Genomic DNA, 26,920 nt, shown 5'->3' with positions numbered 1-26,920 from the left:
CAGTCAGTGCGTCATAAACCAAGGAAACCGCCGAGCTTCTTCAATCCCTTGCCGGCAGCGTCAAGGGCCTTCCCGCCCGCATTCCAGGCTCCTACGGCAGCGTCGCCGATCGCCTTGCCGGTGGCGTTCACGGCATCATGCACGAACGGCACGTTGTCGTAGATGGCGAGGGCGCCACTAGCGACCATGGCTGCGGTTCCGATGGGCGGCGGAGCGAAGCAGGCCACCCCCAGCCCGGCTTTCACGGAGGAGTAGATGCCTTCCCCGATCTCGCCCTTGCTGAAGTTGTTGAAGGCGTCCAGTGTGTCGAGCCCGACACCGAGGCCACCGAGCGCCTTGCCACCGACGCTGAAGAACTTGGCCGCTTTGCCGTCCTCGGCGAGGTTCAGAAGGTTGCGGGCGTCTCCACTGTAGGCCTCGGAGAGCGAGTTGAGACCCTTGCTGATGTAGTTTTCATCCTGGAAGGCCTTGGCGATCGCCCGGAAGTCCTTGGACCAGAAGTCCTTGAATCCGTCCGCTTGCTTGGAGAAGTTGACCAAGTCGAAGATCCCGGCCCGCAAGTCAGGGTATGCCTTGATCGTGTTGTACAGATCCCAGCCGTTGCGGAAGGGTGAGTTGTCACCGTCCGCGAGCCAATCCGGGCCCAGCTGGAACGGACTACCGTTCCCACCGGGGCCACCCCCGGGACCGCCACCCCCGGGCCCCCCACCAGGACCGCCCGGCATCGGGCCGCCGCCGGAGCCGTGGGCCGCGTTCGACGCGGTCTCCTGCTCGTCGGCCTGCGTGAGCAGGAAGCGTGACTGCTTCTTGAGCGCCGACGCCGCGTTCATCAGCACCGTGCGGTGGCTGCTGTTCCACTCCGACTTGAACCGGACCGCGTCCGGGCCCTGCCATGCCTGTGCGCTGTTGATGCTCTGGCCCAGCTGGCTCGACTGCTGGAGCAGATTCTCCGATGCCTTACCGAAGGTCTGCGCCAGAGTGCGCAGCTGCGCGACGTCCGCGCCCCACACCGTGCTTCCCATCAGGACTCCTGTCGCCCTCTGTCATGTTCATCCACCAGCGAGAGTATCCCGGGAGCGTGCCGGGATGCGATGGGGAGCGCTCCCCATCGGCTCACTCCGCCTGGGAGGCCTCCTCGGCCAGGGCGGTACGGCGCTTCTTCACGGCCCACCAGGAGCCGAACACGAACACCTGGGTAACCACCACCAGGACGATCACGCCGGGGATGCGATTGCCGCCCAGGATCATGAAGAGCCCCAGGACGGCGGTCACGAGGCCAAGCAGCGGGAAGAGCATGTACCCGAGCACGAAGAGGACGTCGGAGCGGGTCAGAAGGTGTTTCATGCGGGCCTTTTCAGAATGCGGGGATGGTGGGCGCCTCAGGCGCGTTCCCAGAGGGTGAAGCGGTAGCGGGTGCCGTTCGAGGAGGTCAGCCAGCGCTCGGCCCCGTCTTCCGCCGGCTCGGGTTCGACGGCGGTGCGCCGCCACGAGTCCGGCAGCTCGGGAGCGTGCGTGTCGCCGTCGGCGTCGGAGTCGATCACGGTGATGACCGCGAAGTCGGCCTCCGGCAGGGACTGCCGGTAGATCTGACCGCCGCCGATCACCCAGCGGAGCCTGTCCCCGGCCTCTGCGAACGCCGCCTCCAGCGACGGCACGACGACGGCGCCCTCCGCCTCGGGCGTCCCCGCCCAGTCCTCGCTCCGGGTCACCACGATGTTGGTGCGGCCGGGCAGAGGGCGGAACTTCGCGGGGAAGGACTCCCAGGTCCGGCGGCCCATGATCACGGGGCGGCCCGCGGTCATGGAGCTGAAGTGCTTGAGGTCCTCCGGGACGTGCCATGGCATGGTCCCGGCGTTGCCGATCACGCCGTTCGCGGTCTGGGCCCAGATCATGCCGGTGCCCCGGAGTCCGCCGCGGATCCGGTCCGCGAAGGCCGTGGGCCCTCCGGAGCTCATACGGCCACCGGGGCCTTGATGCCCGGGTGGTGCTGGTAGTCGACCACTTCGAAGTCCTCGAACTCGTAGTCGAAGATGCTGTCCGGGACGCGCTTGATGTGCAGCGTCGGATACGGGAGGGCTTCGCGGCTGAGCTGGAGTTCCACCTGCTCCACGTGGTTGTCGTAGACGTGGCAGTCGCCGCCGGTCCAGACGAAGTCGCCCACCTCGAGGCCGGCCTGCTGAGCGATCATGTGGGTCAGCAGGGCGTAGGACGCGATGTTGAACGGCACCCCGAGGAACATGTCGGCGGAGCGCTGGTACAGCTGGCAGGACAGTTTGCCGTCGGCCACGTAGAACTGGAAGAACGCGTGGCACGGGGGCAGCGCCATGTTCGAGATCTCGGCGACGTTCCACGCGGAGACGATGTGGCGGCGTGAGTCCGGGTTCGACTTCAGGTTCGCCACCAGCTCGGCGATCTGGTCCACGTGGTTGCCGTCGGGGGTCGGCCACGAGCGCCACTGCACGCCGTAGACGGGGCCGAGTTCGCCGTCGTCGTCCGCCCACTCATCCCAGATGGTGACGCCGCGCTCCTGCAGCCAGCGCACGTTCGAGTCGCCGCGCAGGAACCAGAGGAGCTCCAGGGCGAGGGACTTGAAGTGCACGCGCTTCGTGGTGATCAACGGGAAACCCTCGGAGAGGTCGAAGCGGATCTGGCGCCCGAAAACGCTCCGCGTCCCCGTGCCCGTCCGGTCCGATTTGTGGGTGCCATGTTCCATGACGTCACGCAGCAGGTCCTCATAAGGCGTGGGGATGCTCATGGGTTCAGTCTACCGGGCCAGGGGCCGGCCGCAGAGGGTCCTGACCGCCCCTGTGGATGGCGCGGCTCAGCGTCTCGGACCCGACTCCGTGATGGCGCGCGACGGCGAGCAGCTCCTCCAGCGCGGCGGCCACGGGCGCGGGAAGCGCGGGAGCCTCACCGCCCAGGTGCGGCGCCCCGTGCCCGCGCGGCGGCGCGACGACGGTGCTTCCCGAGCGCCGTGCCGTCCGGATGAGTCCAGCCCCCTCGAGTTCGCGGTAGGCGCGCGCGACCGTCCCGGCTGCAAGGCCCAGGTCCCCGGCCAGGGCCCGGACCGTGGGGAGCCTGGCTCCGTCCGTCAGGGCCCCGTTCCGGATCATCGCTTCAAGTTGCGCCCGCACCTGCTCGAACGGGGGAACGGGGGAGTCGAGGTGGATCTCGATCCGGGCGTTCATACGTGGTGGGGTTCCGGGACATGAACCGCATCCTCCGGTTCGGGGACCGGGTCGACGGCGCTGAGTGACCAGAGCAGCACGGCCAGGAGGATCAGCACGGTGCCGGCGAGCTGAGCGAATCCGAGGATCGCAGTGGTCACACCGCCCTCCGCCGTACGTCCCGTGACCTCCATCGGGAGCCTGATCTGGAAGAGCAGGAAGGCGGAGGCGCAGAGCAGGATGGCGCCGCTCCACAGGGTCAGCCGCTGCCAGCGCTCCTGGGTGACGGCCTCGCGGTCCAGGCGGATCGTGGCGGGCAGCACCGAGGTGAGAGTGCGGATGGCGATCCGGCGGCCGGTCAGCAGTGTCAGGACGATGATCAGGAGCGAGCCGAGACCGCACGCGATGATGGCGGGGACGGCGATCTCGCTGTGATCTCCCTCGGTGGACGCGACGTTCCACAGTACGCTCGCCAGCGCGACGAGGACGGTGATGGTGCAGAGGGCGGCCACCGTCAGAGTCGAGGCGCGGGGGAACGGCAGGGAAACGGGGTGCGCCGCCAGGTGGGTCGGGGAAGCCGGGTGAGTCTGGGCTGCCGGGGGGTCTTGCGCGATCCGGGGATCCTGGAGGATCTTCCCCGTGCACCAGAGCACCCAGAACAGGAACAGGACTCCGGCCGTCAGGACGATCACGATCGAGTGCAGCCCTGCCCCGAATACGGCGAACGACGGGACGAGGACGAGGAGGGTGACGAGCCCGAACGGCACGGCCGGCACCACCGCGAGACGGTGCCATCGCAGCGCCGGGTCGGCGGGCTGCGGGTCGGACACCGGGCGGAAGAACGGGATGGGCCAGCGCCACATCACGAGGAGCACCAGGACGTTGAAGGCCGCCCCGGGTTCGATCCAGGAGTCGGTTCCGAAGCCCGGCACCTTCATCCCGGCGAACCCAGCGCCGATCGCCCCCAGCCCGGACGCGATGGTGGCCGAGGTCCGGAGCAGCCGGTTCATGGACAGGGTCCGCAGGTACGAGTTCTCCCGGCGGGTCAGTCCCGGCAGCTGGTGCCGGTGGGTGATCAGGAGGAGCACCGCCACTGTGCCGGCGGCGAGCGCCAGCCATGCACCACCCAGCCAGGCCGCGACCTCGACGCCGGGGAGCCGGCCCGGGTTCGGCACGGCGTAGGGGGAGGGGTCCTCGCGCGGCGCCATCCCGGCGAAGCCGAGCGTCGCGAGGATCATGAGCTGGCTGATCAGGAACACGAGTGCCGTGACCGTCGTGAGCGGTTTGGGAAGGAAGTCGATCAGCCGACGGGGCTGGATGTCCGCGACGCGTACAGACCGCCGGCCGCCCGGATAGCTCCACTGGCCGAGGGCATGGATGCCGAGGACCAGCAGGACCGGGACGAAGAGCATCCACGGCGCCGGCGCGGGACTGAACTGCGCCTGCTGGATCTCCCAGAACGTCGAGGCTCCGGCCAGCGAACTGGCCATCCAGCCGAGCACCCCCACGGTGAGTGAATGCCGGGCGGCGGTGGCCTGCGTCGCCCCGTGCGGGCCGGCGGACACCATCCGGCGCAGCAGCAGGAACAGGATGACGGCGCCGGCCAGGGCCATGCCGAAAGGAACGTAAGGCGTCAGCTCGTACGGAATGCTCATCTCAACCCCCAATTTTGTATCAAGTGTTTGATACAAAACAGGAGGTGTCAAGAGCATGCATCCCCCTTAATCGCCGCGAGGGAACAGCTGACGCCCTCTTCCGCGGCGGGAAGGTGCGTCAGCTGTTCCCTCGCGGGAAGGAAGGGCGAACTAGAGCGCGGCGGCCTCGAGAAGTGCGGCCACCTCGGCAGGGCCGAGCCCACCGACAGGCTCCTCCGCGCCGCTGGCGGAGATCCCGGCGAAGCGCCAGCCGTCGGCGTCGCGCGTGACGGCGTAGGAGCTGTCGCGCTCCTGGGTGCTGACGGTGACGGTCGCCTGGCTGCCCGGGTTCTCGTCGGCGTGCTGATGCAGGATGGACACGGCGGTCTGCGCGGCGGTCAGCTCCTCCGGCAGCGGGGTGGCGAACCACGTGCTCAGGATGCCGGGCTGGAACAGCATGCGCATCCCTTCGGCCTCCACCATCACCAGGCGTGTGGAGGCGTCTTCGCCCGCGCTGACCTGCAGCGTGATCCAGAGCCGTCCGCCGCCCAGCACGTGCGCGACGGCGGACGCCGCGCCGCTGATCCCCAGACCGTCGCCCTCGGGCTGCACGAAGCCGCGGGCTGCGAGGCCGGAAACCCCCACCTCGGAGAGCGTCGGGTCGGCGGCCCACGCCGCGGCGTCGAGTGCTTCGACGGAGCGGTCGTGGCCCGGCCCTTCGAAGCTGCTCAGCAGGAAGGCCAGTTCGGCGATGCCGAAGCCGATCGGCTCGGGTGCTGCGTTTTCAGTCATCAGTCGATCCTTCAGTCGTCGAAAGGCCGGTACTGCTCCACCGCGACCACGCGGGACCGGGAGTCCTTGCGCACGTGGAGGACGAGCACCTCTCCCGGGGCCAGGTACGGGTCCCGGGCGGGCAGGCTCTGGGCGAGCGGCGCTTTCATGTGCCTGGAGACCTGCTCCAGGATGGTCGGGAGGGTGGGCCGGTGCACGCACACGGCGGCGGGCACACCCTTGTCGAAGACCGCCTCGATGGCGGCCGCCGTCTTCTGGGGTTTGCGCTCGTGGCTGTGCTCCGTCAGGGCGTCCACGAGCTTCACCTTCGCCTTCGTCGCCTTCACATAGGGCGCGATGGTGGAGATGCAGCGTTTCCACGGGCTGCTGACGATCCGCTCCGGACCCCACACGGCCAGGAGCCGCCGCACGGCCTGGGCCTGGCGGAGGCCGGAAGCGGCCAGGGTCCGGTCTCCCTCGCCCTTCGTCCAGGACGCACGGGGCTTCGCCTTCGCGTGGCGCACGATCACGAGGGGCCAGGTGTCCAACGCGTCGTCCTCGAAGGCCGCCACCAGGGCTGCGAGAGGCTCGCGGTCGGAGGGGTTGCTGAGCAGTTCCGCCGCGCGTTCCGGCGAGCACCACAGGAGGCTGTCCACCTCCTTGCCGTCCTGCTTGACCTTGGCGTTCTGGGCGTTGACGGCCCAGTAGTGCACCACCTTCAGGCCGGACGCCACGCGGTAGTGGATGCTCGGCAGGGGGATTCCGAGGCCGGCGGTCAGGCCGATCTCCTCGAAGATCTCCCGCGCGCCGCACTCCGGCACCGTCTCGCCGGCGTCGAGCTTCCCCTTCGGCCAGGACCAGTCGTCATAGCGCGGGCGGTGGATCAGCAGCACCTCGAGCGCGCCCCGGGTGACGCGCCAGGGCAGCCCGCCCGCGGCGACGACCGCGATCTTCTCGCCGGGATGTTCGGACTGGTCGGCGACCAGTGCGTCGGCACGTGCTGCGGGCATCAGCGGAGGGACCCCGTGCGCTGGCGGGAGCGGGAGGCGAGCAGCCACGACTGGATGTCCAGGAGGGGCGTGCCGTCCTCGGCGAGGTGGTGACGTTCCCACTCGCCGTCGCTGTCCAGGTGCCAGCTGGAGGTGCCCGGGTCGACGTAGCGGTTCATGAGATCCAGCAGTTCCTGGATGTCGTCCTGGTTGGTCAGCTGCACGAGGGCCTCGACGCGGCGGTCCAGGTTGCGGTGCATCATGTCGGCGGAGCCGATGTAGACCACGGGGTCACCGTCGTTGGCGAAGGTGAAGACCCGCGAGTGCTCCAGGAAGCGGCCCAGGATGGACCGGACGGTGATGTTCTCGCTCAGTCCGGGCACGCCGGGACGCAGGGAGCAGATGCCGCGCACGATCACGTTGACCTCCACCCCGGCCTGGGAGGCGCGGTACAGGGAGTCGATGATCGCCTCGTCCACCATGGAGTTGACCTTGATCTGGACCTTGGCCTTCTTCCCGGCCCGGGCGTTGGCGATCTCCTGGTCGATGCGTTCGATCAGGCCGCTGCGCACGGAGCGCGGCGCGACGAGCAGACGCTTGAACGTCGACTTGGGGGCGTAACCGGAGAGCTGGTTGAACAGCTTGGACAGGTCCTCGCCCACCTGGTGGTTCGCGGTCAGCAGGCCCAGGTCCTCGTAGTACCGGGCCGTGCGGGGGTGGTAGTTGCCCGTGCCGATGTGGCAGTAGCGGCGGATGCCGTCCGACTCCTGCCGGACCACCAGGGAGAGCTTGCAGTGCGTCTTCAGGCCCACGATGCCGTACACCACGTGCACGCCGGCCTGCTCGAGCTTGCGGGCCCAGGAGATGTTGGCCTGCTCGTCGAAGCGGGCCTTGATCTCCACGAGGGCCAGGACCTGCTTGCCGGCCTCGGCCGCGTCGATCAGGGCGTCCACGATCGGCGAGTCGCCACTCGTGCGGTACAGGGTCTGCTTGATGGCCTGGACCTTGGGGTCCGCCGCGGCCTGCTCCAGGAAGGCCTGCACGGAAGTCGAGAAGGAGTCGTACGGGTGGTGCAGGAGGATGTCACGACGGCGCATGGCTGCGAACACATTCGCCGCCTTGGAGGTCTCGGACTCGTTCAGGTACCGCGAGGTGTGCGGGACCTGCTTCGGGTAGTGCAGATCGGCGCGGTCGATCCCGGCGATGACCGAGAGCCCGCGGAGATCCAGCGGCGCCGGGACGGCGACCACTTCGGATTCGTCGATGCTGAGCTCGCGCACCAGGAGTTCCCGCACCGCGGGGTTGATGTCCGTGGTGACCTCGAGGCGGACCGGCGGGCCGAAACGGCGGCGCAGCAGTTCCTTCTCGAGGGCCTGGAGGAGGTTCTCGGCGTCGTCCTCTTCAACCTCCACGTCCTCGTTACGGGTCACGCGGAAGGTGTGGTGCTCCACGACCTCCATGCCCGGGAAGAGCTGGTCGAGGTGCACCGCGATGACCTCTTCCAGCGTGATGAAGCGCGCCACGCGGCCGGGCACGGCGCCGGCACGCGGGCCGTCGACGGCGATCAGGCGCGGCAGCTGGTCCGGCACCTTCACACGGGCGAAGAGCTCCTTCTGGCTCACGGGGTTGCGCACCACCACGGCCAGGTTGAGGGACAGTCCGGAGATGTAGGGGAACGGATGGGCCGGGTCCACGGCCAACGGGGTCAGGATCGGGAAGACCTTCTCCGTGAACATCGTGCTGACCCGGTGCTGGGCCTCACTGTCCAGCTCGTCCCAGTGCATGAGGTGGATGTGCTCGTAGGCCAGGGCCGGACGGATCTGCTCGGCGAAGACGCGGGCATGACGCTCCTGGAGGGCGCTGGCGGCCTCGCTGATCTGCTCGAGAACCTCCACGGGGCTCAGCCCGGCGGGGGACGGCACGGCCAGGCCCGTCGCGATGCGGCGCTTGAGGCCGGCGACGCGGACCATGAAGAACTCATCCAGGTTGGACGCGAAGATGGAGAGGAAGTTGACCCGTTCCAGCAGGAAGAGATCCGGGTCTTCGGCGAGTTCCAGCACGCGCGCGTTGAACTTCAGCCAGGACAGCTCACGGTCGAGGAAACGGTCCGGGCTGATGTCGCCGTCGGGCAGCAGGCTCGGCTCCTGGAACTCCGGAAGCTCGATCCGGTCCTGCGTCGCGCGGGCGGCGTTGACCTCGGACGAGCCGAAACGCTGGGAGAGCCTGCTCACGGTCCCCGTGGAACCCTTGTTGTCGCTGCTCATGCCACACTCCTTAAACCGCAGTCGATCCACCTCAACCTTACAGAACGGAAACGGTCAGGAAGCCGGGTTTTTCCGGTACATGACGTCGCTGTCCCAATGGGTGAATCCGAGGCTTTCGTAGAGCCGCACGGCCGGGGCGTTGTCGGCCTCCACGTAGAGCAGCACGGTGGCCGCTCCGCGGTCCCGGAGATGCGTGATCCCGCGCCGCGTGAGGACCTTGCCGAGGCCCTTCCCCTGCGCTTCCGGGACGACGCCCACCACGTACACCTCGCCCTGGGGACCGTGCCCGTCGTGGGCGGATTCCAGCTTGGTCCAGTGGTAGCCGGCGATCCGGTCCTGCCCGTCGAGGACCAGGAAGAACCCCTCGGGATCGAACCACGCCTCGGCCTGGCGCTCCTGGAGGTCCCGCGGCGTCAGGGCGCCTTGTTCGGGATGGTGCGCGAAAGCCCGCGCGTTCGCGTCGAGCCAGGCGGCCTCGTCCCGGCCGGGCACGAAGGTGCGCAGCGTGTAGCCGTCCGGGAGCGCGCCGTCGTCGACGGGGGAGATCGCAGAGGGCGTGCTCAGGCGCATCCGCCACAGCTCGCGCACGCGGGTGAAGCCGAACTGCGCGGCGAGGTCCTCGGCCGCGGCGGCGTCGCCGTGGGACCAGGCCTGGATGCCGTCGAGGGTTCCGCGGCTCGCCTGGAGCTCCCCGGCCAGGCGCAGGCCGACCCCGATGTTGCGGTACCCGGGGTGCACCGCCATCTCGAGGACGGCGTCGTCCCCGGTGGTGACGAGCACCGCGAAGCCCGACAGGACGGCGTCGCGCGCGGACTCCTCCTCGGCGAAGGGGTCTTCCGGGGAGTAGACCAGGTACGCCTCCACCTGCTGACCGTCGTTGCCACCGGTGCGCAGGGCGATGAGGGACTGCTCGGAGACGCTCGGGGTGCCATCCGCCGCGGAGGAGGCCTTCAGGAGTTCGGCGGTCTCGGCGAGGAGCCCGGCGTCGAGCGGCGCCAGGTGGCGGTGGACCGGCCAGTGGGAGGCGTTAGCGCTAGTCATGTCACCAAGGCTAGTACCGGCCGCGCAGCCGCGTCCCGGACCTCAGGCCGCAGATTCCGGTCTGGCCTTCCGGTCTGACCTTCAGGCCTGGGCGTGCTGCTCGTCCTGCTCGCGCGTCATGGTGAGGCGGTAGCCCACGTTGCGGACCGTGCCGATCAGCGTCTCGTGGTCCGGGCCCAGCTTGGCGCGCAGGCGCCGGACGTGGACGTCCACCGTGCGGGTGCCGCCGTAGTAGTCATAGCCCCACACCTCGGTGAGGAGCTGCTGACGGGTGAAGACGCGCCCGGGGTGCTGCGCGAGGTACTTGAGGAGCTCGAACTCCTTGAAGGTCAGGTTGAGGGCCTCGCCGTTGATGCGGGCGGTGTAGCTGGCCTCGTCGATCACGACGCCGGACGCGCGGATCTCCGTGTCCGCCTCCTCCTCGGCGCTGCGCCCCCGGGCCAGGGCCAGCCGGATGCGGGCCTCCACCTCGGCGGGACCGGCGGATTCGAGGACGACGTCGTCCACGGCCCACTGGGAGGAGATCGCCGCCATGCCGCCCTCGGTGAGGATCAGCAGCAGGGGCACGGACAGGCCCGTGGCCTTGAGGAGTTTGGTGAGAGAGCGGGACCCGACCAGGTCTTTCCGGGCATCGAGGAAGATGATGTCGCACGGATCGGTCTCCAGCAGCGCCGTCGGCTCCGCCGGAAGGATGTGCACCCGGTGATTGAGCAGTTCGAGCGCAGGCAGGATGTCCACCGACGAATCGGTGCTGTTGGTCAGTAACAAGAGTTGCGACATTGTCCCCTCCAAGGATCTGGAGCGCGTCGTCGAGCCTGATGACTCAGTATATCGAGTCGGCCCTCGCATCGAGTTATTCCCGTCACAATGTGGACGGGACGGCGGGCGGGCGCTGTGCGGGGATGGGCGCGAATGCTCCGGATGGGGGAGGATGGCTGTGTGAGCCCAGCCGCTGAACCTTCCAAGAACGACGACGCCGGATTCGCCCTCCTGGGCCACGGCGCCTCCCGTGCGGGTTCCGGCCGCGCCGGGGGCTTCTTCTCGACGGGTCACGGATACCGCACGGTGGGTCTGGCATCCCTCGTGGTGCTCGCCGTCCTCGGCGTTTCACCCTGGCTCGGCCCCACCACCCACGCCGTGATCTGCGCCGTTCTGGCCGTCGTCTTCGGCCTGGCCTGGCGCCACTACCTCGGCATCCCGGCGCGCAAGACCCTCGGCGGCATCATCGCCGCCGTCGGCGCCCTCTCGGTGCTGGGCGCGGCGGTCTCGCCCGGTCCGGGGTTCCTGGCGTGGGCGGCTCCGCTCATCGCGCTCGGGATCATGGCCGTCATGCTCGTGGAGCTGATCCGCGGCACGGGCCAGCCTCAGCGCCTCGAATCGACCTTCGGCGCGAGCGGCGGCGTCGTCCTGTCCGCGCTTGCGGGCGGCTGGGTCGCCAATGTGCGCCTGGGCGGCCTGCGGGAGATGCTCGTGATCGTGGTGGTGTGCGCTGCCGTCGCGGTGTGCGTGGGCCTCATCCGCTGGCCGGACAGCATCGTGGCGCCGCTCGGCATCGTGCTCGCCGTGCTCGTCGGTCCGCTCGTCGGCTGGTTCAATCCGCACGTGTCCATGCTGCCCAGCGCGGCGCTCGGACTGGCGGCCGCGGTCCTCGTGGTGAGCTTCCGCCGGCTCATCACCTTCCGGGTCCACAGCGCCTCCCTCGTGGGCGCCGTGGCGCTCGGTCTGGGGCCGGTGCTCGCCCTCGGCAGCGTGGCGTATTTCCTCGGCAAGCTCCTGCTCGTTTAACCGTTAGGATGAAGTCATGTCCGTCCTTGCATTTGAAATCTTCTTCCTGGTCCTCCTCGGCGTCGCGAGCATCGCGATGGCCTGGTTCGCCGGCCTGGTGGTGTACCGCCTCTTCAAGGGCCAGAAGTAAGCCGTGCCCGTCGAGATCCCCAGTGACCTGACGCCCGAGCTGGTCCCTCTTTCCTGGTTGATCGGGGAGTGGGAGGGCCGCGGCCGTCTCGGCACGGGTGAAGAGGGCTCCGAGCACTTCGTGCAGCGCGCCACCTTCGCCCACAACGGTCTGCCGTATCTGCAGTACCGCGCCGAGAGCTGGCTCTGCGATGACGAAGGGACCATTCTGCGTCCCCTCACCGTGGAGATGGGCTTCTGGGCGCTGGAGCGGAAGCTGGTGGACGCCGACGGCGGCCCCGGCATGCTTCCGGCCGACATGGTCCCCGCGCTCAAGACGGCGGATGACGTGGAGGCGCTGCGCAACGACGACGGCGGCTTCGACATCTCCGTCTCGATCGCCCACCCCGGAGGCATCTCGGAGCTGTACTACGGCCAGATCAAGGGGCCGCAGATCCAGCTGAGCACCGACATGGTCATGCGGGGCAGCCACTCCAAGGACTACTCGGCGGCGACCCGCATCTTCGGTCTGGTGGACGGCAAGCTGCTCTGGCGCTGGGACGTCTCGCAGGGCAAGTCCTCGGGCGACCCGGCCGAGGGCAACGGCGGTCTGGAAGCCCACGCTTCGGCCATCCTCAGCAAGCTCGCCTGACACTCCCCGTCCGGGAGGTCTCGGGCGCGGAATAGCTCCCACCCCGGGAAGGTTGCACCCTGTATGGAGTACACAAGCCCTCTGTTGTCGCGCCCTTCAGCCGTGGCGGGAGCCGGTGTGGACAGCCCGGTGGCCGCCCACTACGGACAGCCGCTCAAGGAACAGCGGGCTCTGGCCGCAGGACGCGCCGTCGCGGACCTCTCGCACCTGGGTGTCGTTACGGTCAGCGGCCCTGACCGGCTCTCCTGGCTGGACACCCTGTCCTCGCAGCGCCTGAACGGCCTCGCCGAGGGCACCTCCACGCAGCTTCTCCTCCTCGACCTTCAGGGCAGGATCGATTTCGACATCCGGCTGGTCGATGACGGCACGACGGCGTGGCTCCTCGTGGAGCCCGGCCTCGCCGAGTCGCTGGCCGCGTTCCTGGACCGCATGCGTTTCATGCTGCGCGTCGAGGTGCAGGACGTCAGCGCGGACTGGGCCGTGGTCGGAAGTACCGGACCGGTGCCGGCCTTCGACGGTCTCCTGTCCTGGCAGGACCCCTGGCCCGAGGTGACGGAGGGCGGCTACTCCTACGCCGCCGTCGACGTCGAGCAGCACCCGGGCCGCGACCGTCCCTGGCGCGAGTGGCTCGTGCCCCAGGCGGAGCTCGCCGAGCGGACCGCGGGCCTCGAGCTGGCCGGCATGATGGCCGTCGAGGCGCTCCGGATCGCGGCGTGGCGTCCCCGGCAGGGATTCGAGACGGACAACCGCGCCATTCCCCACGAGCTGGATCTGATCCGCACGGCCGTCCACCTGTCCAAGGGCTGCTACAAGGGCCAGGAGACCATCGCCCGGGTGCACAATCTGGGGCATCCTCCACGGCGCCTCGTACTGCTCCAGCTCGACGGCTCGCAGCACACGCTTCCGTCGCTGGACAGCCCCGTGGTCCTGGACGGACGCACGGTGGGCCGTCTCAGCAGCGTGGCGCAGCACCACGAGATGGGGCCGATCGCCTTGGCCCTGATCAAGCGCAACGTCGATCCCGCGGCGGTGCTGAGCGTCGTCGATGCGAGCGGTTCGCAGGACCCCGACGGCAACCCCGTGGAGGAGACCTACGCCGCGGCGCAGGAAGTGATCGTCGCCCCCGAGGCCGGCCAGGTGGTCGGCCGCCAGAGCGGCTTCCTCCGCGCTCCTCGCTGAGCCCCGGCGGCGCCATCCAGAACAACACCTGACGAGAGCCATCTCACGCGGCGGACTATTCCACATGGAATAATCGGTGTGGAATGATGGTTGCAGGCATCGACCAGCCCGTGACATCCCGGGTGCTCCGGTCTGCCGGCCATCCCACCACACCCGGAAGGAACCGCACTCCATGACCTCTCCTTCCCTCACACCGCTCAGCCTCGCGGCGCTGGGGCTGCTCCGTGAGAAGCCCATGCACGCCTACGAGATGTACCAGACCCTGATGTTCCGCGGCGAGGACCGGACCGTGAAGGTCCGTCCCGGCACGCTCTACCACGCCGTCTCCCGGCTGGAGGAGCAGGGGTTCGTGGAGGAGGACGGGGTGGAGCGCGACGGCAAGCGGCCCGAGCGCACGGTTTACCGCATCACCGCGGCGGGGGAGGACGCCCTGGCATCCAACCTCATCGTGCTGCTGGGGGATGCCTCCAACGCCTACCCGCCCTTCCCTCTGGCCCTGGCCGAATGCCACAACCTGCCGAGCGAGGTGGTGGTGGACCGGCTGGAGGCCCGGATCGCCGGACTGTCCGAACGCCTTGAGGAGTACCGCTCCGCCGAGGCCCGGGCCATGGAGCGCCACGTCCCGCGCCAGTTCTGGCTCGATGTGAAGTATCAGCACCATCTGCTCGCAGCGGAGATCGACTGGCTCACCGGCCTGGTCGCCGAGATCCGCAGCGGGGACCTGGACATCAGCGTCCCCTCCTGACCCTGACGCGGGGAGCAGGCTCCCCGTCCTTTTCCAACCGACTCGACAACGACACCGAAAGGTTCCGACGTGGAACAGATCGCCCGACCGTGGCCCGCCCTCTGGTCCCTCGTGGTCGGCTTCTTCATGATCCTGGTGGACAGCACCATCGTGAATGTCGCCAACCCGAAGATCATGGAAGGCCTGAACACCGACATCAACGCTGTCATCTGGGTGACGAGCGCCTATCTTCTCGCCTATGCCGTCCCGCTGCTCATCACGGGCCGTCTCGGTGACCGTTTCGGCCCCCGCAACCTCTACCTGACCGGCCTGGCAGTCTTCACCCTCGCCAGCCTCTGGTGCGGTCTGGCCGGCGACATCGGGATGCTGATCGCCGCCCGCGCCGTTCAGGGTCTGGGAGCCGCCCTCATGACGCCGCAGACCATGGCCGTCATCACCCGCATCTTCAAGCCCGAGGAGCGCGGTTCCGCCATGGCCCTCTGGGGCGCCACCGCCGGTGTCGCCACCCTCGTGGGCCCGCTTCTGGGTGGTCTCCTGGTGGACAGCCTCGGCTGGGAGTGGATCTTCTTCGTGAACGTCCCCGTGGGCATCATCGGCTTCATCGCCGCCGCCCGCTTCGTCCCCAAGCTGGAACAGCACCAGCACCGCTTCGACTGGCTCGGTGTGCTGCTCAGCGCCGTGGGCATGTTCCTGCTGGTCTTCGGTCTGCAGGAAGGCCAGAGCTACAAGTGGGGCACCGTCACCCCGGGCATCACCGTCTGGGGTCTCATCACGGCGGGCATCGTGGTGCTGGTGGTCTTCGTCCTCTGGCAGTCCGTCTACCGCCGCCGCTACAACGGTGAGCCGCTCATGCCCCTGGACCTGTTCAAGGACCGCAACTTCAGCCTGGCGAACCTCGGCATCAGCCTCATGGGCTTCACCATCAGCTCGATGATGCTGCCGATCATCTTCTACATCCAGATGGTCCGCGGCCTGACGCCGACCCAGTCGGCCCTGCTCATGGCCCCCACCGCCGTGGTCTCGGGTGTCCTGGCGCCGTTCGTCGGCAAGTGGATCCCGCGGATGAACCCGAAGATCGTCATCCCGGTGGCCTTCGGCCTGATGTCGCTCTCGCTGTTCATCTACTCGTTCCTCACCACGCCGGACACCCCGGTGCTGATGTACCTGATCCCGGCCGCCATCATGGGTGTGGCGAGCTCCGGCATCTGGGCCCCGATGAGCGCCACCGCGCTGCGGAACCTCCCGCCGCGCAAGGCGGGCGCCGGTTCGGGCATCTACAACTCCACCCGACAGGTGGGCGCGGTGCTCGGTTCGGCGGCGATCGCGGCCCTCATCCAGGCGCGCCTGGCCGCGGAACTCCCGCAGGCCCCGGCCGGCAAGGGAGCTCCGAGCGGCGAGATGGCCACGGGTGTCCTGCCCGAGTTCCTGCACGCCGGGTTCTCTTCGGCCATGGCGCAGTCGATCGTGCTGCCGGCCTGCGCGATCCTCGTCGCCGCGGTGGCCGCGCTGTTCTTCGTCCGGCCCGCCGCGCCTGCGCCGGCGCCGGAGCAGGAGAAGGTCTCCGCCGACTGACGCGGCACCCGGTGGGCCATGGGGCGGTGGCTCACCGGGCGGAGTCGGGACACGGAAAAGGACGACGACGGCGGGTGCGCACCCGCCGTCGTCGTCCTTTCGTGTGTCTGCAGTCCGGCCGCCCGCCGGAGCGGCGATCAGCCGAAGAGGACCGCGGCTTCCTCGTAGCGGTGGAGCGGCACGGTCTTGAGGCGGCCCAGGGCGTTCTCGAAGGTGACGTGTTCGATCTCGGTGCCCTTGAGCGCGACCATGGTGCCCCAGCGTCCCTCGACCACCGAGTCGATGGCGGCCATGCCCAGACGGGTGGCGAGGACGCGGTCGAAGGCGCTTGGCACGCCGCCGCGCTGAATGTGGCCCAGGATGGTGGCGCGGGTCTCGATGCCGGTGCGGGCCTCGATCTCCGGGGCGAGCTGATCGGCGATGCCGCCCAGGCGCGGACGGCCGAAGGTGTCCAGGCCGCGCTCGGAGTGGGGCGCCTCGAGGTGTTCCGGGACGAAGCCTTCGGCCACGACCACGAGGGGCGCGCGGCCACGGTCGTGAGCCTCGGTGACCCACTCGGAGATCTGCTCGATGCTGACCTGCTGCTCCGGGATGAGGATGGCGTGGGCGCCGGAGGCCATGCCGGCGTGCAGCGCGATCCAGCCGACGTGACGGCCCATGACCTCGGCGATCATGCAGCGGTGGTGGGATTCGCCCGTGGTGCGGAGGCGGTCGATGGCCTCGGTCGCGATCTGCACGGCGGTGTCGAATCCGAAGGTGTAATCGGTGGCGTCGAGGTCGTTGTCGACGGTCTTCGGGACGCCCACGATCTTCAGGCCGGCGTCCGTGAGACGGCGGGCCGCGGCGAGGGTTCCTTCGCCGCCGATCGCGATGATGGCGTCGATGCCCAGGCGCTCCATGTGACGCATGATGGTCTCCGGGCCGCCGCCGTTCTCGAACGGGTTGGTGCGGGACGTGCCGAGGATGGTGCCGCCCTGCTTGGCGATGCCACGGACCATGGTGCGGGGGATGTCGATGACATCGCCTTCGACCACACCTCGCCAGCCGTCACGGAAGCCCACGAATTCGTGGCCGTGGATGGCGATCCCCTTGAGGACGGCGCCGCGGATGACGGCGTTGAGTCCGGGGCAGTCGCCGCCGCTGGTCAGGATGCCGATTTTCATAGCTCAGAGGCCCTTCGTCGATGAAGCAGTGTTGAAGAGCGCCCCGTTGAGCCCACGGCAATTCTACGGTTTTCTGTGACCCAGATGACAAATGGCCCCCCGTTCATGAACGGAGGGCCATGCTCGTCACGGGTCACGCCACGGCTGTGCCGCGACGTGTTCCCTGCTGACGTGGTGGTTACTTGACGCCGCGGTTCTGCAGGAAGCCCTGCAGGATGATGCGGCCGTCCTTGGTGTCCGGCAGGAGGAGCCAGGCCGCCAGGTAGACCACGAAGGCCGGTCCCGGCAGGAGGCAGAAGAGGAGGTAGCCGATGCGGATCCAGGCCACGTCCACCTTGAACTTGGCGGAGAGCCCGCCGCAGACGCCGCCCAGCCAGCGTTCCGGTCCACGCTTCAGGCCGAGGCCCCTGATGATGCTGAAGAACTTGTCCATGTCTCTAGCCTTCCGTGTCAGGCGTGCTTTGTCACGCGACGCCGGAGCCGTTGCCCGGCGACCGGCGATGGTCGGTGCCCCGCCCGGCGGGGGTCTTCCGTGCCGCGGCGGACACGAGTCCGCCGAGGACCAGGGCCGCGCCCGTCCCGATCATCAGACCGATCAGGACGTAGGTCCCGTCCAGCGCCACGATTCCCAGCCGGGAGACGATGAGGAGCCCGGCGAGTGCCATGATCAGCAGCCCCCAGACGATGGTGCTGACCCGGGGTCCGCCGTGGCGTTCCTCGGGAACGGCCTCGGGAGAGGTCGCGGGAACGGTGACGGGAGCGACGGCCGGAGCGGCGTAGGGTGCGGCATCGGGTGCAGGGTCCGTGGCCGGCACGAAGGGGGCGCCGTGAGGCGGCTCGCCGGCGTCGTCCGTACCGTGGGCATCGCCGGCCCCGGAAGACCCGATCGGCTTGTCAAAGAACGACGGGGCGGCGTCGAAGCGGTGCGTCGCGGGGAGCGCCGCGCTGACGGCCTCCGTGCGGGGGAGCACGGTGTCATCGGTGTTCTCCTGATCCGCATCCCGGGGGGATTCGTCGGTGTTCATCAGAGGCTTCCTTCCTGGACGGAGATGTTGCTGAAGGTCCCATCGAGTTCGATGACCAGCGGCTGGCCCGGCTTGCCGTCGTTGTAGTTGCGGGTGCCTTTGTCGGCCACGTGGCCCGTGTCGGTGCCGTCCTGTTCGAGCGAGGCGAAGGTCAGGTCGGTGCGGATCTGCACCGGGATGTTCTCCGGGATCACGAGGGTCAGATCACCGGCGGTGACGTCCAGCGGGACCACCACTCGGCTGCTCAGCGGCGCCCCGCCGCCCAGGCCGCTCAGGTCGACGGTGCCCTTGCCGCCCGTGAGGTCGAATCCCTGCCGGGCCTGGTCGACCCCGGCCGGGGTCCAGTCGCGGTTCTGGAAGTGCAGTCCTTCGGCCCGCGGGGCGATCGTGAAGAACGCGCCGATGACCAGGCCGACCACGGCCAGGAATCCGAGGAAACCGGAGGTCCGCCCGCGGATGCCCGCGATCAGGACACCGAGGCCGAGCACGGCCGCGCCACTGGCCAGGACCACCGCGGTGGAGGCGGTGCCGAGGTCGATGACGCGGGCCGCGTCCAGAGCCTTGAGCGCGCCGCCCACCAGCAGGGCCAGGCCCACGAAGACCGCGACGAGCGCGCTGCCGGGTCCCTGCCGATGCCGAGGGACCTTCGGAGGCCGCGGCGCGGCGGGAGGCGTCGAGCGGGGCGGCGCCGGGGCTGACGGCGCCGCGAGCGACGGCGACGGCAGCGGCGGCGCCGGGAGGTCCGTCGTCGTGGTGGCCTGGAAAGCCGGTGCGGGTGCCGCTGTGCCGGCGGCAGCGGACGTGAACGGCTGCTGAACGCCGGTGGCGTCCCAGTCCGTGTGCCGGAAACCATCTGCCGGTGAACCAGGCGCCGGGTGGTTCCGGGCGTCCTTGGCACGCTTGTGCTGCATCAGGTAGTAGATGCCGAAGGCCGCAGCTCCCACCCAGACCAGCGTCCAGAACAGGGCGTTGAGTCCGTTCCAGCCCCAGTCCCAGAAACCGCGTCCAAGGCTCGGGAAACCGATGATGGTGGTGATGAGCGCGCCGGTCATGCCGCCGCTCCACCGCCCCGCTCCCGCCTCCTGGACGTGGATCCGGCCGTCCGGTTCGGGCAGCAGGGCCCAGGCGACGCCGTAGGCGAGAACGCCGATGCCGGCGAAGACCGCCAGGACGATGAAGATGCCGCGCACGATCAGCGGGTCGATCCCGAACCGGTCGGCCAGTCCACTGCAGACACCGCCGAGCCAGCGGTCACTGCCGCGGCGGATGCCGAGGCTGCGGATCCAGGAGAAGAAGTCCTGGGACGTGTGTGCCGTGCCGGGCGCCTCCTGTGAGGCGCCGGCCCCCTGCTGACCGGCCTGGGCCGTGGCCCCGGCCGGCTGCCGGGGTTCCTCTGGTGTGGTGCTGTGCGTGTTCATGGTTCGATCCTCTCGTCCGGGAGCCCCGCCCCTCTACTGGGGGATACCCTGAAGCACCCCTGAGACCGCCCTGAGATCCCCGTCCGCCCGGCCGGGGAGACCCTGTTCCGTGGTTGGATGGACGACATGACGACAGCCGCCCAGCGCCCGCCCCTGGTCCGCAGTGGCGACCGCATGATCGCCGGTGTGTGCAGCGGGCTGGCCGCGCATCTGGGGTGGCCCGTGAAATTCGTCCGGCTCGGGATGATCATCGCGGCCTTCGCAGGTGGCGCGGGTCTGGTCTTCTACGGCTGGCTCTGGACCATGGTCCCGACGGCGGACGAGGACGCCCAGCGGAAGGCGGCCCGCCCGGCGTCGCCGATCGCCCCCGCCGTGAGCGGCACGGAACCGGTCCCGGCGGACGACGCAGGCCCACCTGCCGCTGGGCCGACCGCGGGACCGCCGTGGCTGCGCTCGCGTGACGGCAAGGGCTGGTCCGTCCCGTACGGCAAGGAGGTGCTGCTGGGAGCGGGCCTGCTCCTGCTCGCCGCGATCCTCATCGCACGGCAGCTGGGGGTCGACGTCCCTCTGGGCACCCTCATTCCCGTGGCGGCGATCCTGGGTGGCGCGGCCATCGCCTGGATGCAGCTCGACGAGACCCGCAGGGCCCACCTCGTGGACCGGACCCGCGCGAATCAGGCCGGGGGCTGGGTGCGCCTGCTGGCCGGCCTGGCCCTGGTGATGGCCGGGGTGCTGGTCATGGTGTCCGGCGCGGGGTCCTGGGAGCAGACCTGGCTGGCGCTGCTGGCCTCGGTCACAGTGCTGGGCGGGGTGGGGCTCGTGCTGCTGCCGTGGGGGCTGAAGTTCTGGAAGGATTTCGAAGCCGAACGCGCCGGGCGCATCCGCGAGACCGAACGCGCCGAGATCGCGGCCCATCTGCACGACTCCGTCCTCCAGACACTCGCGCTCATCCAGCGCCGTGCCGGCTCCGAGCAGGACGTGGTGCGCCTCGCCCGTGCCCAGGAGCGCGAACTGCGCACCTGGCTCTTCGGGGACACCAACCGCGACGCCGGCCTGCTCGCCGAGCGGATCAAGGCGGCCGCCGCGGAGGTGGAGGACACGCACGGCCACGCCGTCGACGTCGTCAGCGTGGGCGACGTGGCCATGAGTGAACGCCACGAGGCCCTCGTCCAGGCGGCGCGGGAGGCGATGCTGAACGCCGTCCGGCACGGCGGCGGGGCGGTGTCCGTCTACCTCGAATGCTCGGACGGAGGGGCGGATGTCTTCATCAAGGACCGCGGCCCGGGCTTCGACGTGGATGCCGTGCCCGAGGACCGCATGGGCGTGCGGGAGTCGATCATCGGCCGGATGCAGCGCCACGGTGGCACCGCCGTGATCCTCAGTGATGAGGACGGCACGGAAGTGCGCCTCAGCCTTCCCGCGGCGGCGCGCGACCACGAGGACACGGACTCCCGCAAACCCGACGCCCGGAAACCACAGCCACGGAATGGAGACGACGCATGACTGACCAGAGCCCCGCCGCGGAGGCCCGCGCGACCCCGGAGGCCCGCCCCGCCGCCCGCGTGGTGATCGTGGATGACCACGCCATCTTCCGTTCGGGCCTGCGGGCGGACCTCGGGGACACGATCGAGGTGGTGGGTGAGGCCGGCTCCGTGGATCAGGCCGTCGAGGTGATCACCCAGGAGGTTCCCGACGTCGTGCTCCTGGACGTCCACCTGCCCGGGGGACTGGGCGGGGGCGGCCGTGAGGTGATCAACCGCTGCGCCGCCCTCCTGGGCCAGGTCCGTTTCCTCGCCCTGAGCGTCTCCGACGCCGCGTCCGACGTCGTGTCCGTCATCCGCGCGGGCGCTCGCGGGTACGTGACCAAGACGATCTCCGGCGAGGAGATCACGGCGGCCGTGCACCGGGTGGCCGGCGGTGACGCGGTCTTCTCCCCGCGGCTGGCGGGTTTCGTGCTGGACGCCTTCGGCACCGCGGTGGAGGACATCGCCGACGACGAGCTGGATCGCCTGTCGGCCCGCGAACTGGAGGTCATGCGTCTGATCGCGCGCGGCTACAGCTACAAGGAGGTGGCGAAGGAGCTCTTCATCTCGATCAAGACCGTGGAGACTCACGTCTCCGCCGTGCTCCGCAAGCTGCAGCTCTCCAACCGCTATGAGCTGAGCCGTTGGGCCGCCGAGCGGCGCCTGCTCTGAGCTTCTTAAATCCCGGCTTCTTCAGACCTGCCCGCTTCAGACCTGGGCTGATCCAGACCAGCACGATCGTTCTCACAGCCCGCGCATAGCCTGGGCCGTCTCCTCGCACAGCGGGACTGCGCACTCTGAGGGGAGCAGTCCGCGACCGGCGGACCTTTCCCGAGGAGAACAGTGAACGTCCTTGCCCGGAGCGTAGGCAATGCCTTCCGCAACACCATCAGAACGACGGCGGTGGTGGCCGTCCTGGCGGTCGCCATCGGCCTGGCGCTGGCCATGCTCGTGGCCAACCAGGCCGTCGGGGCCAAAGTCCAGGAGCTGAACGCTTCCGTGGGGACCGTCCTGACGGTCAATCCCGCGGGCGGCCAGGGATTCGACGGCGGCGGGGAACCGCTGACCGAGGCTGAGGCGAAGACGGCCGCGGCAGTGCCGCATGTGCAGTCGGTCGTGTCGACGAAGGCCCTGCGGCTGCGCACGGAGAGTTCGGCGTCGTCCGGCACGCAGGAGCCTGGCTTCGGTGGACCCGGGGGGCAGACCACCGCCGTGACCACGAGCCTGCAGCCCGCCATCGACGCCGGCACTCTGGGTCGGCGCAACAACTCCGGCTCCACGGAAGGCTCTGGCGGCGGGGGAACCGGCGGCTCTGGCACCGGTGGCGCGCAGAACCGCACGTTCCAGCTCCCCATCACGGCCACCGGCACCGGCGCCGAGGTGGACAGCGCCGGCAAGGCCCTGAACATCACCGCGGGCACCGGGCTCGGTGATTACACGAAGGCGAGCACCAAGGCCCTGGTCGGCACGACGCTCGCCACCAAGAACGGCCTGAAGCCGGGTTCGGTCTTCACCATCGACGGGAAGAACTACACGGTGGCGGGCCTCTTCGACGCGGGCACCGAGTTCGGGAACAACGCCGTCTATCTGACCCTGCCGCAGGCGCAGGCTCTCGCGGGAACCACCGGCGAGGTGTCCAGCATGATCGTCACCGTGGACTCGATGGCGAACGTCGACTCGACCCGCACCGCTCTGCAGTCCGCGCTGGGCTCCAGCAAGGCCGACGTCACCCAGGGACAGCGCAATCTGGCGAGTGCCGTGAGCTCACTGGACAGCGTCAAGAACATCTCGATGGTGGCCTTCATCGCCTCACTGGCCACGGCCGGGCTGGTGGTCCTCTTCATCATGGTGCTGCTCGTCCGGGAACGCCGCCGCGAGATCGGCGTCCTGAAGGCGATCGGCGCTCCGAACCGCACCATCGGTCTGCAGTTCGTGCTGGAGGCGCTCGTCCTCGTGGCGCTCGGCAGCGTCGTCGGCGGTGTCATCGCGTCCTTCGCCAGCAGCGGGATCGCGTCGGCGCTCGTCAGCTCCAACACGGCCGGAGCGGCGGCGGGACGCCGTGGCCAGGGCGGTGGGTTCGGTCCCGGCGGCGGGGGAGGCGGGTTCCTGGGAGGCGCCAATCAGCTCCTGACCTCCGTCAATGCGAGCGTCTCGCCGGGCGTCATCGCCCTGGGCATCGGAGCCGTGTTCGTCGTGGCCATCATCGGCGCCCTGGTTCCCGCGCTCCTGACCGCGCGCATCCGCCCCATCGAAGTCCTGCGAGGAGAGTAGTCATGATCGAAGTCAAGGATCTGGTACGTCAGTTCAGCTCCGGGGACCGCACCATCAAGCCGGTCAACGGCGTCAGCTTCCAGCTCGAGCGTGGGGCGTTCGCCTCGATCGTGGGCAAGAGCGGCAGTGGCAAGAGCACACTGCTGTCCCTGCTCGGCGCGCTGGACAAGCCCACGAGCGGCGATGTCGTGGTGGACGGGGTGAGCCTGGCCGGTCTGCCGGACGCGAAGCTCACGGCGTACCGCCGTAAGGACATCGGGTTCGTCTTCCAGCAGTTCAATCTGGTGCCGAACCTGACCGCGCTGGAGAACGTCATGCTGCCCATGGAGTTCGCAGGCCTCGGCCGGAGCGCCCGGAAAGCCCGTGCCCAGGCGCTGTTGGAGCGTGTTCAGCTCGACCCGGAGAAACACGGCCGGAAGGCCAACCGCCTCTCGGGTGGCGAACAGCAGAGGGTGGCGATAGCCCGAGCGCTGAGCAATGAACCCCAGCTGATCCTGGCCGACGAGCCGACCGGCAACCTCGACGAGCAGACGGGCGAGCACATCGTCGAGCTGCTCAGCTCGCTGAGCACGGAGAACCGGACCACGGTGCTGGTCGTCACGCATGACCGTGGACTCGCGCAGAAGACCCAGCGGCGTTTCCGGCTCCAGCAGGGCACGCTGCGGGAGGAGGCGGCGCGGGCCTGATGGCGTCCCGTGATCGCGGGGGCGTCCTCCATTGGGGGGAGGATGCCCCCGCGCGACCGTACCGGTCCGGTGCGACTCTTGACAGCTCGGTCGATGTGTTGACAGCTTGTTCCTGGGTGTCGTGACACTGTGTTAAGCCACGGGCGACGCCCATCCGTCTCGCCAACCCATGAGCACTCAGGAGAACAGTCATGACCGATCGTCAGGAACCATCCATCCTGCCCAGCCGACGAAGCGTTCTCGGAGGCGGCCTCGCCGTCGCCGGTCTCACCGTGACGGGCATCGCCATCGCGCCCGCGGCCCAGGCCGCGTCCTACGTGCGTCCCGTGCGGGACCCCTCCGCCCACCCGATCACGGCGCAGTGGCGCCAGCCCGGCTCGTGGGCCGCCGGCTATCACACGGGCGTGGACATCGGATGCCCCGTCGGCACCCCGGTGTACGCGACCATCGGCGGCGACGTCCGCACCGGCCGGGCCAATTGGGGTTCCGCCTACGGCACCATGATCCTCATCAATGACAACGTGGACGGTTCGGACTGGGGCTACTGCCACCTGTCCCGCTCGGTCGTGAGCGACGGTCAACGGGTCGCCACCAACCAGCTCATCGGGTACTCGGGCAACACCGGCAACACCACCGGCCCGCACCTGCACCTCGAGCGGCGTCCGCGGTACGGCGGGTACGGCTCGGATAAGAACCCCAACCTCTGGCCGTGAGCTGAGCCCCGGCCCGGCCGGAGCACTCCCGGCCGGATGACTCTTGGCCCGCGCTCGGGCAGCATCCGAGGAATGACCGGGCCCCTGGACGCGTTCCGGTGAAGGTGACGGACTTTCAAGCCCAGTGGGAAGCCAGCGCCTCCACCGTGCTCGACCTCGCCGAGGGTGAAGCCCTTCCGTGGACTTCACCCTCGGCCTGGTTCCTGGTGCTCTCCGGGACCGTGATGCTCCGCTGGAACTCCGAGGAGCGCGCGCTCCCGGCATCCGCGGCCGCCTTCCTCCGCCAGGCGGCACGCTTCCAGGCGCGGGCGAAGGAACCGAGCCGGGTGCTCCACGTGGACCTGGCGGAACTGACCGGGGCCGCCCTGCCGGAGCCTGCGATCGTGCCCGACTTCAATGCCCGGCACCACGGTGTCACCGAATTCATCGCCGCCTGCCCTTTGAGCGGGAAACCGACGGTCCGCGATTTCAACCGGGGGTACGGACATCTGATCGGCGGCGCGATGATCGTCTCCCTGGACACGGCGGAATCCGTGGGCGAATGGGACCCCGGGGTGTGCCGGGCCGCCTCCGCCATCCGTCAGGATCCTGGGCACCCCTGGACCCTGCTGCAGCTGTCCAGGCTGGCGCTCCTGAGCCGTTCGGCCCTGGCGGAGCGTTTCCGCGCGCAGACGGGCGTGACGCCCATGCAGTACGTGCGCCAGGAGCGGCTCGCCCGCGCCGCCCATCTGCTGCGGAACGGGGACCAGCAGATCAGTCAGATCGCCGCGAGCGTCGGCTACGCATCCGACGCCGCCTTCGTCCGGGCGTTCTCCGCGGAACGCGGGACCACTCCCGGCCGCTGGCGGGCATCCGCGGGCTGAGCGGGCAGCAGCGCGAACCCGACGCCGGCCAGCACGGCCGCCGTCGCCGCGGTGACGAAGACCGCGGCCAGTCCCGAGTGATCCACCAGCAGCCCGCCGACGACGGCGCCCAGCGTGATCGCCGCCTGGAACGCGGTGACCTGAAGACTGACCGCGGCCTCGGCGTCGTCCGGCTCGACCGTGGTGACCCACAGCTGAGTCGTCACCGGCACCAGATTGAACCCGAGGCCCCAGGCGAGGCTCGCCACGGTCAGGGACGCCGTAGTGCCGCTCTGCGAGGCCAGCAGGAGCGAAGCCGCCAGGACGACGGGCCCGAGTGAGACGGCGAGCCGCAGCCGGCGCGAGATGGCGCCCGCCAGGACGTTCCCCACGAGGCCGCCGACGCCCCAGAGCAGCAGGAGCCAGCCCATGGCTCCCGGGTCCACGGAGTCGATCGCGAGCCTGATGTACGGGTACGCGGTGAAGTTCGCGAAGGCGGCCAGCCCGACGCAGAGGATCCCGAGCATGAGACGGCGACGCCCGAGAGCCCGGCGCATCATCGCGGACCCGGCCGAAGGATGCGCCGGCACGGTGGGCAGCGTGAGCGCGAGCGTGAAGGTGGCGAGGACGCCCACCGCGGCGGCCGCCCAGAAGACCTGCCGCCAGCCGAGCGCCGTCCCGACGACGGCGGCGAGCGGCATCGCGGCGATGGTCGCCACGCTGGTGCCGGTCGCCAGGGCCGTGGAGACCAGGGCGGCACGCGACGGCAGGACGTGGACCCCGGCCCCGAACGCCAGGGACCAGTAGCCCGCGATCGCGACGCCCAGGATCAGGCGTCCGAGCAGCAGGACGGGGAAGGACGGGGCGAGGGCCACCAGCACATCGGCCAGCGTCCCGATCCCGAGCAGGACGACCAGCACGGTCCGCCGGTCGGTGCGGGGCACCAGGCTGGCGAGGCTGGGGGCGGTCAGTGCGCCGGCCAGGGACGTGGCCGCCACGGCCAGTCCGGCGGTGCCGTCACTGACCCCCACGTCGGCGGCGATGAGGGGCAGGACGCTCGCCGGGAGGAATTCGCTGGCCACCAGCAGGGTGATGCCGAGGGCCAGGGCGGGGATCGCGAAGGGTGCGCGTCGAAGAGCGGTGGGTTTCATGGACTCCACTGTTCCGGGCTGAGAGCGCTCATCCTTGACCCGGAGTCCGGGGTCATTGCCCTGCCGTCCAGGACCGCCCGGCGGGCCGGGAATCCGGCAGGCAAGGACTCCGACGGGCAAGGAATCCGACAGGCCGGGGCATCGGAGCCAGGACCCTGGAGACAGGGCAGCGGAGCCGGAACCGCCGAGACACACCCTGAAAACACGAACGCCCCGCACCG

The 26,920-nt window shown here is 69.6% G+C and carries 27 protein-coding genes; 11 read left to right on the top strand and 16 right to left on the bottom strand.

Features of this window, described 5'->3' with window-relative positions; all coding sequences use genetic code 11:
• Positions 1-11 precede the first annotated feature (11 nt).
• The 11 genes from P9849_RS12735 to P9849_RS12685 form a co-directional block, all read right to left on the bottom strand.
• Positions 12-1,022, bottom strand: a complete 1,011-nt coding sequence (locus tag P9849_RS12735; protein ID WP_278267110.1) for a hypothetical protein — start codon at positions 1,020-1,022, stop codon at positions 12-14.
• Between the two features lie 91 nt (positions 1,023-1,113).
• Positions 1,114-1,344, bottom strand: a complete 231-nt coding sequence (locus P9849_RS12730; RefSeq protein ID WP_278267109.1) for an NF038396 family protein — start codon at positions 1,342-1,344, stop codon at positions 1,114-1,116.
• 35 nt (positions 1,345-1,379) lie between these two features.
• Positions 1,380-1,955 (bottom strand): dihydrofolate reductase, encoded by a 576-nt coding sequence (locus P9849_RS12725; protein ID WP_278267108.1) that lies wholly within the window; start codon positions 1,953-1,955, stop codon positions 1,380-1,382.
• On the bottom strand, positions 1,952-2,755 hold the full coding sequence (locus tag P9849_RS12720) for a thymidylate synthase (protein ID WP_278267107.1): 804 nt from the start codon (positions 2,753-2,755) through the stop codon (positions 1,952-1,954). The genes P9849_RS12725 and P9849_RS12720 overlap by 4 nt, the downstream gene beginning before the upstream one ends.
• Positions 2,756-2,759: 4 nt before the next feature.
• The gene (locus tag P9849_RS12715) at positions 2,760-3,188 is read right to left on the bottom strand and encodes a GntR family transcriptional regulator (RefSeq protein WP_278267106.1); all 429 of its coding nucleotides are present in this window, start codon (positions 3,186-3,188) and stop codon (positions 2,760-2,762) included.
• The gene (locus P9849_RS12710) at positions 3,185-4,822 is read right to left on the bottom strand and encodes a hypothetical protein (RefSeq protein WP_278267105.1); all 1,638 of its coding nucleotides are present in this window, start codon (positions 4,820-4,822) and stop codon (positions 3,185-3,187) included. Before P9849_RS12710 ends, P9849_RS12715 begins: the two co-directional genes overlap by 4 nt.
• Positions 4,823-4,972: 150 nt before the next feature.
• Positions 4,973-5,593: a hypothetical protein gene (locus P9849_RS12705; RefSeq protein ID WP_278267104.1), complete on the bottom strand. Its 621-nt coding sequence runs from the start codon at positions 5,591-5,593 to the stop codon at positions 4,973-4,975.
• Between the two features lie 11 nt (positions 5,594-5,604).
• Positions 5,605-6,582, bottom strand: a complete 978-nt coding sequence (locus P9849_RS12700) for an NUDIX hydrolase (protein WP_278267103.1) — start codon at positions 6,580-6,582, stop codon at positions 5,605-5,607.
• Positions 6,582-8,825, bottom strand: a complete 2,244-nt coding sequence (locus P9849_RS12695; RefSeq protein ID WP_278267102.1) for an RNA degradosome polyphosphate kinase — start codon at positions 8,823-8,825, stop codon at positions 6,582-6,584. Before P9849_RS12695 ends, P9849_RS12700 begins: the two co-directional genes overlap by 1 nt.
• 54 nt (positions 8,826-8,879) lie before the next feature.
• On the bottom strand, positions 8,880-9,866 hold the full coding sequence (gene mshD, locus P9849_RS12690) for a mycothiol synthase (RefSeq protein WP_278267101.1): 987 nt from the start codon (positions 9,864-9,866) through the stop codon (positions 8,880-8,882).
• An 81-nt stretch (positions 9,867-9,947) separates the two neighbouring features.
• A complete protein-coding gene (locus P9849_RS12685; protein WP_066211624.1) occupies positions 9,948-10,646 on the bottom strand; it encodes a response regulator transcription factor in 699 nt (232 codons plus the stop codon).
• A gap of 159 nt (positions 10,647-10,805) precedes the next feature.
• Between P9849_RS12685 and P9849_RS12680 the strand changes: the two genes are divergently transcribed.
• The 5 genes from P9849_RS12680 to P9849_RS12660 all read left to right on the top strand — a co-directional run bounded on the left by P9849_RS12680 (position 10,806) and on the right by P9849_RS12660 (position 15,907).
• Positions 10,806-11,651: a permease gene (locus P9849_RS12680; RefSeq protein ID WP_278267100.1), complete on the top strand. Its 846-nt coding sequence runs from the start codon at positions 10,806-10,808 to the stop codon at positions 11,649-11,651.
• Positions 11,652-11,784: 133 nt separating this feature from the next.
• A complete protein-coding gene (locus P9849_RS12675) occupies positions 11,785-12,411 on the top strand; it encodes an FABP family protein (protein WP_278267099.1) in 627 nt (208 codons plus the stop codon).
• Positions 12,412-12,474: 63 nt separating this feature from the next.
• Positions 12,475-13,590: a folate-binding protein gene (locus tag P9849_RS12670; protein ID WP_278267098.1), complete on the top strand. Its 1,116-nt coding sequence runs from the start codon at positions 12,475-12,477 to the stop codon at positions 13,588-13,590.
• Between the two features lie 172 nt (positions 13,591-13,762).
• Positions 13,763-14,335 (top strand): PadR family transcriptional regulator, encoded by a 573-nt coding sequence (locus P9849_RS12665; RefSeq protein ID WP_278267097.1) that lies wholly within the window; start codon positions 13,763-13,765, stop codon positions 14,333-14,335.
• Between the two features lie 69 nt (positions 14,336-14,404).
• Complete coding sequence (locus tag P9849_RS12660) at positions 14,405-15,907, top strand: DHA2 family efflux MFS transporter permease subunit (RefSeq protein ID WP_278267096.1); 1,503 nt, start codon at positions 14,405-14,407, stop codon at positions 15,905-15,907.
• Between the two features lie 137 nt (positions 15,908-16,044).
• Here P9849_RS12660 and P9849_RS12655 read toward each other — a convergent pair whose 3' ends face one another.
• The 4 genes from P9849_RS12655 to P9849_RS12640 all read right to left on the bottom strand — a co-directional run bounded on the left by P9849_RS12655 (position 16,045) and on the right by P9849_RS12640 (position 19,513).
• Entirely contained in the window at positions 16,045-17,070 is a 1,026-nt protein-coding gene (locus tag P9849_RS12655; protein WP_208186556.1) for a 6-phosphofructokinase, read from the bottom strand.
• A 178-nt stretch (positions 17,071-17,248) separates the two neighbouring features.
• The gene (locus P9849_RS12650) at positions 17,249-17,503 is read right to left on the bottom strand and encodes a PspC domain-containing protein (protein WP_278267095.1); all 255 of its coding nucleotides are present in this window, start codon (positions 17,501-17,503) and stop codon (positions 17,249-17,251) included.
• A gap of 31 nt (positions 17,504-17,534) precedes the next feature.
• Entirely contained in the window at positions 17,535-18,095 is a 561-nt protein-coding gene (locus P9849_RS12645; protein WP_278267094.1) for a hypothetical protein, read from the bottom strand.
• Entirely contained in the window at positions 18,095-19,513 is a 1,419-nt protein-coding gene (locus tag P9849_RS12640; RefSeq protein WP_278267093.1) for a PspC domain-containing protein, read from the bottom strand. The genes P9849_RS12645 and P9849_RS12640 overlap by 1 nt, the downstream gene beginning before the upstream one ends.
• A gap of 126 nt (positions 19,514-19,639) precedes the next feature.
• Between P9849_RS12640 and P9849_RS12635 the strand changes: the two genes are divergently transcribed.
• From P9849_RS12635 to P9849_RS12610, 6 genes are all read left to right on the top strand, one after another.
• Positions 19,640-21,016 carry an ATP-binding protein gene (locus P9849_RS12635; RefSeq protein ID WP_278267092.1) on the top strand — a complete coding sequence of 459 codons (1,377 nt, stop codon included), beginning with the start codon at positions 19,640-19,642 and terminating at the stop codon, positions 21,014-21,016.
• Positions 21,013-21,708, top strand: a complete 696-nt coding sequence (locus P9849_RS12630; protein WP_278267091.1) for a response regulator transcription factor — start codon at positions 21,013-21,015, stop codon at positions 21,706-21,708. Before P9849_RS12635 ends, P9849_RS12630 begins: the two co-directional genes overlap by 4 nt.
• Before the next feature lie 171 nt (positions 21,709-21,879).
• Positions 21,880-23,307: an ABC transporter permease gene (locus P9849_RS12625; protein WP_278267090.1), complete on the top strand. Its 1,428-nt coding sequence runs from the start codon at positions 21,880-21,882 to the stop codon at positions 23,305-23,307.
• Between the two features lie 2 nt (positions 23,308-23,309).
• Positions 23,310-23,993, top strand: coding sequence for an ABC transporter ATP-binding protein (locus P9849_RS12620; RefSeq protein ID WP_278267089.1), 684 nt, complete (start codon positions 23,310-23,312; stop codon positions 23,991-23,993).
• Positions 23,994-24,184: 191 nt separating this feature from the next.
• Positions 24,185-24,706: a M23 family metallopeptidase gene (locus P9849_RS12615; RefSeq protein ID WP_278267088.1), complete on the top strand. Its 522-nt coding sequence runs from the start codon at positions 24,185-24,187 to the stop codon at positions 24,704-24,706.
• Positions 24,707-24,810: 104 nt separating this feature from the next.
• A complete protein-coding gene (locus P9849_RS12610) occupies positions 24,811-25,569 on the top strand; it encodes an AraC family transcriptional regulator (RefSeq protein WP_278267087.1) in 759 nt (252 codons plus the stop codon).
• Here the strand turns inward: P9849_RS12610 and P9849_RS12605 are convergent.
• Positions 25,485-26,699 carry an MFS transporter gene (locus P9849_RS12605; protein ID WP_278267086.1) on the bottom strand — a complete coding sequence of 405 codons (1,215 nt, stop codon included), beginning with the start codon at positions 26,697-26,699 and terminating at the stop codon, positions 25,485-25,487. The genes P9849_RS12610 and P9849_RS12605 overlap by 85 nt on opposite strands.
• Between the last annotated feature and the right edge of the window lie 221 nt (positions 26,700-26,920).

Source organism: Arthrobacter sp. Y-9, from assembly GCF_029690065.1.
GTDB lineage: Bacteria > Actinomycetota > Actinomycetes > Actinomycetales > Micrococcaceae > Arthrobacter_E.
This window is presented reverse-complemented; position numbering and strand designations above follow the sequence as displayed.